Consider the following 14,291-nt stretch of genomic DNA (forward strand, 5'->3'; position numbering starts at 1 on the left):
ATCAGAAACACGAGGCAGTTATGGCGCAGAATGGCTTAACCCCGGTCACACGATTACGACATGGTCATCGGTTCTGGAAACGTTACACGTCGTTCGAATTCGCGCGCGACATGGTCGACTGCCCGATGGCAGAGGCAGAGGTCCTACAGGCAGCAGCCACTTTTCCGATCGCGTTCCGGAAATCCGAACGGGGATTTTACCCCGTGGCAATCTTATCGATGACACCAGACAAACCGACGCCATTCGTGTCAGCTACAGGGGAATGGCGCGCAAGCTACGTTCCCTCGGCACTACGGTGTGTGCCATTTCAGTTCCGATCACCTGAGCTTCAGGACAAAACCGGAGAGGGGGAGTTTGGTTTGCTTGTCAACGAAAGCTTGGACCTGGTTACCGACAACCCCGAAGATGAGCCGTTCTTTGATAAAACCGGAGAGCTGGGGCCGGAACTGAAAAAAGTCCAAGCGTTCTTTCGCACTCTTACAGCATCACTGGAGAACACATATCAGTTGTGCCGTACGATAGGCGGTATGGGGCTTTTTTCCCCACTCGCCTGCGCACACATGGACGAATGTCTCGGCGGTTACTTCGGCGTCGATCTGGCTGTTTTGCGGCAAGTTCCTTCAGCGCATCTGTCATTGCTCGCCATGAACGGAGGCCTGCGCCTCATACATGCCCACCAAGTTTCCTTGAGCCATTTTTCGTGGCTAACGACAGCGCAATTGCGTGCCGAACAATTGGCTAAAAGGTCGTCGCCAAGCGTACGAGCTGATGCTTCAGGTTTTCTAGAAGCGCTGGCTGCTGCCCAACAAAACGAAAGCCTACTGGACCATCGGTGGCAGGAGGGTTAGTATGCCATTTAATAAGTATTCTCCGCATCTTGCCACGCTCAGTCTGCTTCTGGTTTCGGTTTCCGCCTGCACGCGTCCACCCGATTTGACGCCTGTGACGATGTCCTTCGCAGCCCAAACAGCCGGTGCTGGGGCAACTAAACCATCAAAAACACTCAGTCACAGCGCCTTCGGGCAGCGGGTAAAAAAGGCGGTTGAGAACAGCCCAAACCTGGCGCAAGTCAAATCCAGAATGGGCATCGCGAAGGCCAAACAAGACGCGGCTGAAGGCGCTTTTCTCCCGGAGATTTCGCTGGGGCTAAACGCGCGATCTGAAAGGATTGCATCAGATATTGCGGATGTATCGCCGTATCTGAGGGTCTCACAATTGGTCTATGACGGCGGGGCGGCTTCAGGGGATCTGACCGCTGCGCGGGCACGTGTCTTGGAAAGCAGAGGCGATCAAATTCAAACGGCCTCATCCACTGCGCTCGCAGCTATCGAGACCTATGTACTTGTCCTCGATCAACGAAAGATTCAAAGCATCGCAGCACAGAATGTTTTGACCCATGAAGAGCTTGTTCGCCAGATAACCGACCGAACAGAAAACGGCGTCGGTTCAAGTGCCGACGTCCTGGCAGCCCGGTCACGCATGTCCGATGCACGCACAAAACTGGCTGATGCGTATGCGCGCACAGACCGTGCCGAAGCGCGGTTCCGCGAAGTATTTGGGGATGAACCTGGCACTCTTTCTGCACCAGTTCCGGCACCTGGGCTGGAAAGAAGTGACATGCAGATCATAATGAACAGTCCTCAGGTTCGGCGGTCCGATGCAAGCCTTCTGGCCGCCAAGGCGGAATGGTCCGCAGCGAAAGCGCGCCGCAGCCCTGATGTCAGGGTCGCCGCATTCGCAAACCAGGATAACAATCGTGACGCGAATTTTGGAGTGGATCTTTCTTTCAATTACGAGTTGGACAGCACCGGCCAACGCCGCGCCGCAATAGCAGCGGCGGAATCGTTGGTCAAAGAGACAGAGTTTGCGCGCGAGCAGCTTATCCGAGAAATTACGCGAGAATTGGGTTTTATCCGTTCGGATCAAAAAGCGGGTGCCGATCGGTTACGCGAAGCCCGAATTGCCGTAGAGGCTAACGCGGAAAGTGTCGCTGCATCCCGTGAACAATTTTCAATCGGCCGCCGTAGCCTCATTGAAATTCTGGATGCTCAGCGCGACTACGTAAATGCTCAGGAACGTTTGATCCTTGCGGAACAGAGCTACTTTCTAACCAATTATACAGCCCTAAGCCTGACCGGAGACATACTCGACCTGCTTGGGGTTTCATTGGGCGACTGGGGCACTACACAATGAACGCATCCCACCCTGCCACCGATGCCTCGTTACTTACACCGTTTGAAGCCTGTCTGTTGAATATCTCGTCGGCACTTGAACGGCCATTGAGTCTCGCGGTGCTGCACGCGGCGCAAACTGGCGCAGATGGGGATTTGACAGTACGGGACATTCTCGCCCTCGCGCCAAAGGCGGGCATGCAGGCGGGATATGGGGCAATGCGCCTTTCCGACTTGGATGACAATCTGACACCCACCCTGTTGCTGTTGGCAGAGGGTAAAGCCGTTGTCTTTCACGGACGAACGCAAGCTGGCGCCTTTTTGGTCTTCGACCCAGAGCTTGGCGAAGGTATCGGTGAAGTTTCCGAAGACATGCTGGCAGCCTGTCATACCGGTTACGCAATCCTGTTCCGTCGCCATCACGACGGCGAAACATTGGACGGGCCCGGTTCACATGGCGGTCACTGGTTCTGGAACGCCCTGTCCGCCAGCCGGTGGTCATACGTTCAAGTCGCACTCGCTGCGGCGCTGGCAAACCTCCTTGGTTTGTCTACGTCCGTTTTCATCATGGTGGTCTATGACCGGGTATTGCCCAACGAAGCAACAGAGTCTCTGATCGCTTTGACCCTGGGTGTGGCGTTGGCACTGTGTTTTGACTTTGCCCTCAAGTTGCTGCGGGCGGGATTTATCGACAAGGCTGGGCAAAAAGCCGACTTGTTGATGGGCCGGCGCATTTTCGACCAGTTGCTGAACATCCAGATGAAATCGCGCACTGGGTCTACCGGTGCCATGACCAGCACCATTCGCGAGTTTGAAACTCTGCGAGAATTCTTTACATCCGCGACGCTGGTGGCCGTTGTTGACCTGCCTTTCATTGGGTTGTTCATCCTGGTGATCTATCTGGTTGGGGGACAACTGGCTTTGATCCCTGCACTGGCCGTACCGGTGGTGCTCCTGACAGGTTTGGCGGTGCAGCCAGTTTTATCAAGGATGGCGGAACGAAGCTTGTCCGATGGTCAGTCCAAGCAATCAGTTCTGGTCGAGGCTGTCTCGGGACTTGAAACCATTAAAACAACGGCAGCAGGCAGAAAAATGCGCGCACGATGGGAACAGGCCATCGAACAGCAGTCAGCGCATGGTGCACGAAGCCGAACCGTCACGCAATTTGCCCTGAACCTGACCGGATTCACCCAACAGGCCGCACAAGTGCTTGTCGTATTTCTTGGTGTTTTTCTGATCACAAACGGGCAAGCCAGCATGGGTGCGCTGGTGGCTTCGGTAATGTTGACCGGTCGGGCGCTGGCCCCTCTGGGTCAACTGGCGCAGACTTTGACCCGCATAAATCAGGCCAGGTGCGCCTATCGCAACCTCAATGCGCTAATGCATGCAGAAAGCGAACGCCCGGAGGGGCGCACATGGCTGACCCGATCTGATTTCAAAGGGGCAATTGCCTTCAATAACGTGCATTTCTCGTATTCTGACCAAAGCGAAGATACCCTGCATGGTGTCTCATTCACAATCAAGCCTGGCGAGAAAGTCGCAATTCTCGGTCAAATCGGATGCGGGAAAAGCACGATTGCGCGCCTGCTATTGGGGCTTTACACGCCGCGAGTGGGCTCGGTCATGATTGATGGATTAGACATACGTCAGATCGACCCGGGTGACTTGCGACGCAATATCGGATCCGTTCTGCAGGATGTCTGGCTTTTTTCGGGGTCTGTCAGGGACAATATCGCAAGTGGCGCAGTTCGGCCCAGAGATTGCGACATCGTCGAAGCCGGCCGTATTGCCGGTGTCGAAGAATTCGTGAACAGCCATCCTTCGGGCTATGACCTTCAACTCGCTGAACGCGGTGAGGGGCTTTCCGGTGGGCAACGGCAGGCAATCGCCCTGGCACGGGCACTTATCGGGCGACCTCCGGTTTTGCTTTTTGATGAACCAACCAGTGCGATGGACGTCAAAACCGAAGCCCAACTGGTTCAACGCCTGAGTGCGTCAACCTCCGGGTCAACCTTGGTCATTGTAACGCACAGAACCAGTCTGCTGGAGCTTGTGGACAGGGTTATCGTTCTGGAAAACGGAAAAATCGCAGCTGATGGACCCAAGAGCCTGCTGACGCAGCACATGCACCAGAAAGGGAGGCACCTGAATGTCGCAGCATCCTGATCTGGCGAAGTTGGCGCGCGAAATGCAGGGGCGGTCCCCCGTTCGTGGTTCATTGCTCTTGCTGTTGATCCTGTCGTGTATTGTCTCGGCCGGGTTGTGGGCGCATTTGACCGAATTGGATGACGTAACGCGGGTCGATGGGCGGATCGTGCCTTCGGGAGACATACAGGTGATCGACGCCGCCGAGCCTGGCGTGCTGCGGTCGCTTCATGTGCGCGAAGGCCAGTTGGTCGACAAAGGGGCATTGTTGATGGAATTGGACGCCACACAAATCGACAGCCAACTTAGCCAGGAACAACAGCGCGCTTTCGGGCTGCAAGCCCGTGCACAGCGACTGCAGGCAGAAATTGATGGAACACAATTGAATTTCGGTGCTCAGCTGATCGAAGGTGCGCCCAGTGTCGTGCGTTCGGAAACTGCATTGTATCAGGGTCGGCAAGCAGAGCTGGCAGCAGAAATCGCCATATTGGAACGTCAGCGTGAGCAAAAGCAGCGAGAACACGAAGAAGGTTTAGTGGATCAGGTAACAGCAGAAGAAACTTTAAAGGTGCTTGGGGAGGAGCGTGCAATCATAGCTCCGCTTGTTGAGCGGCAAATGGAACCGGCAACGACATTGCTGGCGTTACGGCGCAGCGAGGCTGAGTGGCGCGGCCGCAAAGTCCGTGCCGAAGCCGTGACCAGCAGGTTGCAAACCGGTTTAAATGAAATAGATGATCGGATTCAAGCTGCTCACAGCCGATTTCGAAGTGCGGCGCTTACTGAATTGGCCATTGCAACTGCGGAACTGGCGACCTTGCAACCCGCCTTGCCTGCCCTACGCGACCGCGCTGCACGAGCGCAGGTTCGCTCTCCGGTTCGCGGTATCGTCAACCGCATCCACCGAACCACCATTGGAGGTTTGGCGCGGAGTGGCGAAGATCTTGTCGAGATTGTTCCCCTGGACGACACACTATTGGTCGAAGCTTACGTAAAGCCCGAAGATATTGCATTCTTGCGTGCTGGACAGCCCGTAAAGGTAAAGATCACGGCTTACGATTTTGCGCGATACGGGGCGCTGGATGGTGAAATCGTACGGATTGGCGCCGATACCGTCACACGATCAGAGCGGAACGACGAAGAGGTGTTCGTTGTGGAAATTCGCACGAGCAACACCATGCTCGATGGAAATGGTGTCGCAGTGGAAATCATACCCGGCATGATCGCAGAGGTTGACATTTTGTCAGGTCGAAAATCCGTATTGGAGTATCTGCTGGAACCTGTCGTGAAGATAAAAGATCAAGCTTTGCGTGAGTGAACGCAAAGACCAAAATATTCGTTCTTGCGACGCTTACTGTGTTTTCTATCTACACTGCCTGACGCAGAGGGGATCGAAAGAAATTCAGGTTCACATTCTGGCCAACATAGCGTCGCTATTTCCAGTCGACATCCCCTAAAAAAATATACCCGGCACCGTAAATCGTTTTGATCAGGCGCGGATTCTTTGGGTCTTCACCAAGTTTCGTACGCAATCTGGAGATTCTGACATCCATAGCACGATCAAAGCTGTCGCCCGCTGCACCGCCCAAGGATTCCTGCATCTGCCCCCTGCTGATCAGCCGCTTGGGGCTTTCCAGAAACAGACGCAAAACCTCGCCTTCTGCATGGCTGAAAGGTGTTTCAGCCCCTGACCCGTCTTCCAGAACATACCGATCAAAATGCGCAATCCAGCCGTTGAATTCCGCCCTGTCCGATTGTGATGTCCGACCGCGCGGCGCGCGCAACCTGGCCCGTACCCGGGCTACGACCTCGGTGGGGTCAAACGGCTTGGTAATATAGTCATCTGCGCCAAGCTCCAGCCCTGTCACACGGTCCTGAACCTGCGCCCGGCCGGAAATAATGATCACTGCTGCACCCTGTTCCAGCGCCAAGCGATGAACAAGCGCCAGCCCGTCGGTATCTGGTAAGGACAGGTCCACAAGGCAGACATCAGGGGTTACTCGATTAAGGGTTGCTTCAAACTCTCTGGCACGGGAAAAACTCTGCGTTCTGAAACCGGCATCCTCCAGCGCATCCGTCAGAATGCGCCGAATTTCGGGTTCGTCGTCGAGAATGGTCACCATTGGTTGCGACATCAGGCGGCCTCGGCTTGGATGAGAGCGGACAATTGGGCCTGTGAGAACGGTTTACGCAAAACAGGTGCCAAAGCAAGGGCCCGTTGATGCAGCGGATCTGAATTTGGCAGAGATGTCATAAGGATAAGCGGCAACCCCGGTTTCAACTGTTCAAGGATATCCAAGCCTGTACCGTGTCCTTCCAAACGGATATCGGACAAGACCAGCGAAATGTCCTTCACACTTGATATCAAGGCTAGTGCTTCATCAACTGAATTTGCTTCAATGACGGTAAAGCCCAAATCCACCAGCATGTCCCGAAACTGCCCGCGCAGGTCTTCGCTGTCTTCAACCAACAGTACCAATCCGTCCTGCGCCGGAGGAGCGGGCCGAAAAGGCAAACGCATGACAACTGAGGCCCCAGATGGCGTATTTCTTAGATTCAGATCGCCACCAGCAAGCTTGACCGTATCATAAACCATCGGCAGCCCCAGACCCGAACCGTCGCTCCCTTTTGTTGTGAAAAACGGGTTCAGCGCTTTTTCAAGCGCCTCGGGTGAAAACCCCGGCCCAGTGTCGGAAACCGTGACTTCGATCCAGATCTCACCAATGGCATGTGCACTGATTGTGATCTGGCCCGTGCTCCCGCAGGCATCCCTGGCATTCAGAACCAAATTCAAAAGCGCATCCTGAACCATACCCGGATCAAGCATCAATGTCTGTTTTGGCAAGGTGTTTACGACGGACAGGCCCACACCGCGAGGCAGCGAGGGCGTCGCCAGAATCCTCAGGTCTTCCAACAATCCCCCGACGTCAGTGGCCTGCGGTTGCGGCGTTCGGTTTCCAGTCATGTCGGCGATCCGGTTCAACAGCTGCCCGCCCCGGCGCGCCGTTTGTTGAGTTGCGGCCACAAGTTCCTGCGCGCCATCCGGCAAATCCATCTTGTCGAGGCGGGACTGCATCCCAAGGATGATAGTGAGCAGATTGGAGAAGTCATGGGCAAGCCCACTGGTCATCTGGGCAGCCATCGCCCGGCGGCGGGTTTGCTGTAATGCAACGCGTGCCTGTGTCTCTTCGGTGATGTCCACCGACATCACGTACACACCCCCTGCCCCATCTGGCGTAAACGAAACCCGAATACGGCGGGAATCCTGATCTTCAGTGAACTCAAAGACCGACGGCTCTCCGCTATAGGCCTTAAGCAAATGGGCCTGAACCCGTTCAAAGGCGGCCGTGCCTAACGCTTCAGAAATATGAAGTCCCAGAATATCGGACGGACGCCCGGGCATGACGGCGCTCAGGCGGCGGTTCGAGTAATCGTAACGGCCGTCGCTGTCCAAATGCGCGATATGAGCCGGCATCATCTCGGTCACCATACGAGTACGCGCTTCGATTTCGGTCAGTTCCCGCTTGGCCTCTTCAAGCGCCGCGATCGTGGCCGCAAGTTTGCGGTTGGTTGCGGACAGTTCTTCCGCGTGGCTAAGCAACTGTTCCGACAGTTCCTCTGACCGCGCCCGCAACAGGTTTTCCGCCCGCCGCGTGCCGGTAATATCCGTGTAGACCGCGACCCACCCACCTTGGGGCAGCGGCGCGCCTTCAATTGAAACAACCTGCCCATTGGGGCGCACGCGCTCCATGTAGTGGGGTTCAAACGCCAAGGCTTGCTGGACGCGCAGATTGACCATTTCCTCGACACTTTCATCGTCGCCATACTCACCGCGGCTGGCAAGAAAGTGGATCGTGTCGCTAAACAGAGCGCCCCTTTGAACCAGCTCATCCGGCAAACCGAACATTTCCTGGAAGCGGCGATTGCTGAGCACCAGTTGCAACTTGTTGTCATAAATGGAAAGCGCCTGACCGATCAGGTTCAGCCCAGCGGTCGTCATCGCCTTGATACGCTTTTCCGTTATGTCCAACTTCGTTTTCTCCACGGCTCATGCCTAGCATCAGAAATCATGCACGGGTAGTGGAATTGAGGGGAGGCGTTTCGGACTCTGCCTTCGTTCAAGTGCTTTTGCCAATCCGCGAATGCGCAAAGAGAAATACGTCGACACACCTGCCCGTGACCGAGTGCCCGGTATAGTTAGAATAGATGAACGTTGACAAAAAACCGCGTTCTAAGATGTGTATCTGGGGCGGGATTTTGCACCCTCAGATGTGATCGAATGCAAGGACAATGTGTGGTCCATATTTTTCATCCGGTGGCGCAACATCTGTCGGCTTAACCGTGCGAGGTCCGTTGCAAAATCTGGATTCTCCGCGACGTTCTCGAATTCGCCCTTACCTTGGTGGTCGAACAGGATCGGGGGCAGATCGGCAGCGAACTCGACCAGTGTGAACCGTTCATCCCGCAATATTCCCAAACACGAGTCGCTGTTACCGGTCCCCAAGTCTTGCTGCCACAGCGTAGGGTTTTCAGGTTCTGAAAAATCAAGTTCACTGAAAGAATAGTCGCGCCAATCGTCTGGGATATTACCCCGCAACAATGGCAGCAAGGACCGACCATCCATAGCGTTCGGAACAGCCTGACCAATCCAGTCCAGTATGGTCGGAGTGACATCCACGGACTCGGTTGGAACGGTGATCTTGCTTCCCGCCATAGCTTCATTCCCGGGCAAACGGATCATCAGCGGTGTGTGATACGCTGCGTCGTAGACCGTCATTTTGCCCCAGCTGTGTCGATCCCCCAGCATTTCACCATGATCGGCGGTGATAACCAGCAATGTATCGTCGTATTGCCCGCTGTCCTTCAGGTACTGGACAACACGACCGATGTGGTGATCAACCTCGGTCGCCAGACCCAGATATATAGCACGCAAGGTGCGAATGTTTTCGTCCGTAGGTTCAACGTCATCGAAACCGTGAACGAATTTTTTCGCGCTAAAGGTATCCAGCTTTGGTCCAAAGAACGGGTGCACTGCTTTTTCTGCTGCTGCGCTTGGCAAGCAGTGCGGCAGAGGGATATCCGCCGGGTCATACATGTCATTGTACGGGGCCGGTGCGACCAAGGGCGGATGCGGGCGGATATAGGTCAAATGGGCGAACCAACCCTTTCCACGATGCGGCGCGATCCCATCAAGAAAGGCATCTGTCAGAAAAGCTGTATCGCTGTCTTCCGCCCGATACAGCGCGGGATCATTCAGCCGCGGGTGTCCACCGTCGGGCGAAACGGGCTTGTAGACATCCCAGTACTTTTCGAACTGGTACCCCTTTTTCATCAGATGCGCTTGCCAAGGATATGATTCTTCAAGGCGCATTTCGACAACTTCAACAAACCCGGTCATCGACTGTTCGTAAGACTTGAGGTCAGGGTCATTGGGATCATGGACGCGCGGGTCGGCGGAGGTATCTGTGTACCCAAACAACATTGGCAAGTAACCAGCTTTGCGCATCTCCGTGGCGATGTTTGGGGTATCGTGCCGTAACGGCGTTCCGTTTCTTACCGACCGATGATTCATCGCATATTGACCGGTCAGAATCGATGCGCGCGAGGGACCACAGGGATTGGTGACCGAAAAATGGCGGGTAAAGGTCACGGCCTCATCCATAAAAGCCCGCAAATTCGGAAGGTTCACATGGTCTGCCAAGGCCCCGGACAGGCAATCCGCTCTAAGTTGGTCGATGATGACAAACAAGACGTTCTTGGTCTGATGCATACCGACTTCTCCGATTCCGCGCCGTAACAAACAACGCGGAATGTGTATTGCTTCCCGCCATAGCGCAACCGATTTGTCGGTCAGGCAAAGGCGTGCTATCCCGACAAAGTTGTTGTGCGACAACCTCTGGCATGCACCTGTTCAGCATAGCTCCAATGCGACGGTCGGCGTGACGTCAAGGCCATCCAGCGCGGCAAAAAGAAGTCCAATGGCACAAAGCCATTGCGGTCACTGAATGTTTCACTTCACATGACCTCATGACGCAGCCTTCGATAATCTCAGAACACGATTCCAGCGGTACTCGTGTACGCATATCCGGAGAGCTGCTCACGCAATCGCTGCAAACCGTTGAACAAGGTTTTGCCTCTGTCCGCCCAACCGGAGACAGGCTTGTTCTCGATCTGTCCGAGGTCGAAGCCCTGGATACCGGCGGTGCCTGGCTGATCGCGGACCTTGGCAAACGCTTCACGTCACAAGGTGCAACACTTGAATTTCAAGGTGTGAAACCGGCACATGCCACTCTGATAGATACTGTAACCCGCAGCATACCCGACGAACCCGGTGAACTTGATAAACCGCGAAGTCTGTTGGATTTGATCGCACAGATGGGTCACATCACCGTAGGTGCCTGGCGGGATACGCTTTCCATCCTCGAATTTCTGGGTCTGACACTGCATCGGCTGTTTCGTACCATTGTCATGCCATGGCGACTTCGCAAGGCAGCGCTGGTCACACACATGGAAGAGACCGGGTTCAAGGCACTGCCAATCGTGGCCCTTATGGGGTTTCTGATCGGTGTCGTACTAGCATTTCAGGGCGCGACCCAACTGAAGCAATTTGGAGCTGAGATATTCGTGGTCGAGCTGATCTCGATCTCGGTTCTGCGTGAATTGGGCATATTGCTGACGGCTATAATCGTTGCCGGGCGCTCGGGTTCTGCATTCACTGCGTCAATCGGCTCGATGAAAGTGCAGGAAGAAATCGACGCAATGCGAACGCTGGGTCTGGACCCGATCGAAGTTCTGGTCATTCCGCGCGTTTTGGCCTTGTTGATCATGCTACCCATATTGGGTTTTGTCGCCGATATGGCAGGCCTGTTTGGCGGTGCCTTGATGAGCTGGATCGACCTGGGTGTAAGCCCCGGAATGTTTCTTACCCGTTTGAAGGAAAACACCGACGTCTGGCAATTGGCAGTCGGTCTTATCAAAGCTCCGTTCTTTGCGCTCGTCATCGGCGTTATCGCCTGCTGGCAGGCAATGCAGGTCAAGGGGTCCGCCCAAAGTGTCGGTCAACGTACGACAGCATCAGTTGTTCAATCCATTTTCATGGTGATCGCAATCGACGCTTTGTTTTCGATCTTCTTCTCAGAGATCGGGATATGACATGACCGGGGATACACCACAGCCATCAGCTGCCGCGACTAAAGGTCGTGAGGCTGTCATTCGTGTACGCGGGCTCCGAACTCAGTTCGGTACCCAGGTGGTACACGAAAACCTGAATCTTGATGTCTGGAAGGGAGAAGTTCTGGGAATCGTTGGCGGGTCGGGCACCGGTAAATCCGTATTACTCAGAACTATCGTAGGGCTGAACAAACCCGCCGCCGGAGAAATCGAGGTGCTGGGCGTCGATGTTCTGAATGGTCCGGAAGATGATCGTCGCAGAATCGAACGCCACTGGGGTGTTGCTTTTCAGGACGGGGCACTGTTTTCGTCGCTGACCGTGCTCCAAAATGTGATGGCTCCTTTGCGGGAACACACAGGTCTCAGCGAAAAACTGATGGAGTCTCTGGGTGCATTGAAGATCAGCCTCGTGGGTCTGCCGCAGCTGAGTTGCGGCAAGTTTCCGTCAGAACTGTCGGGTGGCATGCGCAAACGCGCCGCGCTAGCACGAGCGCTTGCCCTTGACCCCGAGATCGTTTTTCTGGACGAACCGACCGCAGGATTGGACCCGATTGGCGCAGCCGCGTATGATGAGCTGATCGGCGAGTTGCAGCAGGCACTTGGGTTGACTGTTTTCATGGTCACCCATGATCTGGACAGTCTATACGCGATCTGCGACCGCGTTGCAGTGCTTGCAGAAAAGCGTGTGCTGGTTGAAGGTCCGATTGAGGATATGACCAAGGTCGACCATCCTTGGGTACAGGAATACTTCACAGGCCCCCGCGCCCGCGCGGCGCAACAGAAGGGGCAAAACAGGTAAAGGCAATGGAAACCCGGGCGAACTATATTCTGATCGGCGCGTTTACCCTTGCGGGGTTGTTGGGCGCATTCGGCTTTTTCCTGTGGCTCGCCAAGTTTGAGATCACGCGCCAATACGCTTATTACGATGTACTATTTGACAATGTCGCAGGTCTGTCGGCAGCCGGCGGCGTGAACTTCAACGGCCTGCCGGTCGGGCAGGTCGTTTCCTTGCAACTGGATGAAAATGATCCGTCAAAGGTTCGGGTGCGGATCGAAGTGGACGCAGACATTCCGATAACCAATGAGACAATCGCGCAGCTTCAGTCACTTGGCGTGACCGGTGTTGGCTATGTTGAACTGACCGGCGGATCGGCTAACGCTGAACGATTGCCACAAAAGAGTGTTATCAAGAGCAAACGCAGCGCAATTCAATCCCTGTTCGAAGGCGCGCCAAAAGTTCTGGATGAAGCCGTGACACTTTTGGAAAACCTGAACAAAGTCGTCGATGATAAAAACCGGGAAGCTGTGAGCGGTATTCTGGACAATCTTGCTTCGGCTACGGGTAAACTGGACAAGACACTGACAAGTTTTGAATCCGTCGCAAATGACATCGGCAGCGCTGCGCAGGATATTGGCGCGTTTTCAAAGCGGCTGGACCCTCTGATCGAAACCGCTCAAACAACGCTCAAGACCGGCACGGAAACATTGGAAGCCGTCAAAACGGCATCCGGGTCCGCCAAAACGGCGCTGGACGAAGCTAAAACAACCCTTCAGACGGCGGACCGCATTTTGCAGCAGGACGTGAAGCCTTTCATCGAGCGAGGCTCGCAACTGGCTGAACGATTGACCGTTTTATCTGATGAAGGCAGCGTTACCCTTGGAATTGTGAACGAAACCGTGATGAACGCCAATACGACGCTTGGCTCGATTACTACGGCGATGGAGTCCGCCAAGGGGGCGCTGGCTTCGGCAGAATCCGCTTTTGACTCTGCAAATCGTGTCATGGAGGAAGACGTGGCACCTGTTGCGGAAGATGTCCGGAAGGCGGCCAATCAGGTGACCGAAACTGTCGCGGGCATAACGGAAAAGATCGACCAGATCTCGGACGACGTCCTGAGCGCGTCAAATTCCGCGTCCGAATTGCTGGGAACCATCGACGGCATTGTTCAGAGCAACCGCCGACAAGTGTCAGACTTCCTGCGTGTCGGGTTGCCTCAATTTATTCGTTTCATCGAAGAATCCCAGCGCCTTGTCATCGGTCTGGATCGCCTCGTAGACAAAGTTCAACGCGATCCGGCACGTTTCCTGTTGGGCACCCAAGCATCGGAGTTTCGTCAATGATCAAGCCTGCACTTGCAATGTTGATGGTCGCGTTGTTTGGCGGCTGCGCTGGTCTGGGCACGTTGCAACAAGCGGCGAAACCAAATGATTTGTATCTGCTGACCCCAAAAAGCACGTTTTCCTCGGCGCTGCCCAGGATTGAAAAGCAGATCGTCGTTCAGGAACCCACGGCAACTGCCGCAGTAAACACGGACCAGATTGCCATTCAGCCCACCTCGTTGCAGGTTCAATATTTGCCCCGCGCCCGCTGGGTGGATCGCGCGCCCTTGATCGTTCAAACCTTGTTGGTTGAAAGCTTTGAGAACTCGGGCAAAGTCGCAGCTGTTGGACGCTCAACCGTTGGCCTGCGGGCCGATTATGTAATAGCCCCGGACCTTCGAGAGTTTCAGGGGGTCGTGATCGAAAATACCGAGAACGGAGCCAAAATTCGCGTCGAAGTTCGTATTAACATCAAGGTGATCGACGAATACGAAGATAAAATCGTTGCATCCAGCTCGTTCCAGGAAAACGTCGTGGCGGCAAGCGATCAGACGCCGGATCTGATCAACGCGTTTGACCTGGCGTTGGGGCGCGCGATGAGAGATTCTGTTGAATGGAGCATTCGCAAGATCAATACCCACGTGGCAAACAACCCGCGATCCATTCCCAGATAACGAAAGTTGCATAAGACGGCGGAAAAAGCGGGCA

11 protein-coding genes are annotated in these 14,291 nt (G+C 54.9%); 8 read left to right on the forward strand and 3 right to left on the reverse strand.

Annotated features, from left to right (window positions below):
* Positions 1-20: 20 nt before the first annotated feature.
* The 4 genes from ACR0DS_RS16235 to ACR0DS_RS16250 are packed head-to-tail and all read left to right on the forward strand — an operon-like array spanning position 21 to position 5,631.
* Positions 21-848, forward strand: a complete 828-nt coding sequence (locus ACR0DS_RS16235) for a SapC family protein (RefSeq protein ID WP_480559888.1) — start codon at positions 21-23, stop codon at positions 846-848.
* A gap of 1 nt (position 849) precedes the next feature.
* On the forward strand, positions 850-2,193 hold the full coding sequence (locus tag ACR0DS_RS16240; protein WP_480559886.1) for a TolC family protein: 1,344 nt from the start codon (positions 850-852) through the stop codon (positions 2,191-2,193).
* Positions 2,190-4,337: a type I secretion system permease/ATPase gene (locus ACR0DS_RS16245; RefSeq protein WP_480559884.1), complete on the forward strand. Its 2,148-nt coding sequence runs from the start codon at positions 2,190-2,192 to the stop codon at positions 4,335-4,337. Before ACR0DS_RS16240 ends, ACR0DS_RS16245 begins: the two co-directional genes overlap by 4 nt.
* Positions 4,321-5,631: an HlyD family type I secretion periplasmic adaptor subunit gene (locus ACR0DS_RS16250; protein ID WP_480487484.1), complete on the forward strand. Its 1,311-nt coding sequence runs from the start codon at positions 4,321-4,323 to the stop codon at positions 5,629-5,631. The genes ACR0DS_RS16245 and ACR0DS_RS16250 overlap by 17 nt, the downstream gene beginning before the upstream one ends.
* Before the next feature lie 115 nt (positions 5,632-5,746).
* Here ACR0DS_RS16250 and ACR0DS_RS16255 read toward each other — a convergent pair whose 3' ends face one another.
* The 3 genes from ACR0DS_RS16255 to ACR0DS_RS16265 all read right to left on the reverse strand — a co-directional run bounded on the left by ACR0DS_RS16255 (position 5,747) and on the right by ACR0DS_RS16265 (position 10,083).
* Positions 5,747-6,448 carry a response regulator transcription factor gene (locus ACR0DS_RS16255; RefSeq protein ID WP_480559882.1) on the reverse strand — a complete coding sequence of 234 codons (702 nt, stop codon included), beginning with the start codon at positions 6,446-6,448 and terminating at the stop codon, positions 5,747-5,749.
* The gene (locus ACR0DS_RS16260) at positions 6,448-8,313 is read right to left on the reverse strand and encodes a PAS-domain containing protein (RefSeq protein WP_480616859.1); all 1,866 of its coding nucleotides are present in this window, start codon (positions 8,311-8,313) and stop codon (positions 6,448-6,450) included. Before ACR0DS_RS16260 ends, ACR0DS_RS16255 begins: the two co-directional genes overlap by 1 nt.
* 231 nt (positions 8,314-8,544) lie before the next feature.
* The gene (locus ACR0DS_RS16265) at positions 8,545-10,083 is read right to left on the reverse strand and encodes an alkaline phosphatase family protein (RefSeq protein ID WP_480487480.1); all 1,539 of its coding nucleotides are present in this window, start codon (positions 10,081-10,083) and stop codon (positions 8,545-8,547) included.
* Between the two features lie 257 nt (positions 10,084-10,340).
* On the opposite strand from ACR0DS_RS16265, the gene ACR0DS_RS16270 reads away from it, so the two are divergent.
* The 4 genes from ACR0DS_RS16270 to ACR0DS_RS16285 are packed head-to-tail and all read left to right on the forward strand — an operon-like array spanning position 10,341 to position 14,257.
* Positions 10,341-11,465, forward strand: coding sequence for an ABC transporter permease (locus tag ACR0DS_RS16270; protein ID WP_480483714.1), 1,125 nt, complete (start codon positions 10,341-10,343; stop codon positions 11,463-11,465).
* Position 11,466: 1 nt separating this feature from the next.
* On the forward strand, positions 11,467-12,282 hold the full coding sequence (locus tag ACR0DS_RS16275) for an ABC transporter ATP-binding protein (RefSeq protein ID WP_480483713.1): 816 nt from the start codon (positions 11,467-11,469) through the stop codon (positions 12,280-12,282).
* 5 nt (positions 12,283-12,287) lie between these two features.
* The gene (locus ACR0DS_RS16280) at positions 12,288-13,604 is read left to right on the forward strand and encodes an MlaD family protein (protein ID WP_480559880.1); all 1,317 of its coding nucleotides are present in this window, start codon (positions 12,288-12,290) and stop codon (positions 13,602-13,604) included.
* Positions 13,601-14,257, forward strand: a complete 657-nt coding sequence (locus ACR0DS_RS16285) for an ABC-type transport auxiliary lipoprotein family protein (protein ID WP_267366949.1) — start codon at positions 13,601-13,603, stop codon at positions 14,255-14,257. The genes ACR0DS_RS16280 and ACR0DS_RS16285 overlap by 4 nt, the downstream gene beginning before the upstream one ends.
* Positions 14,258-14,291 lie beyond the last annotated feature (34 nt).

The organism is Ruegeria sp. AF5, assembly GCF_056541905.1.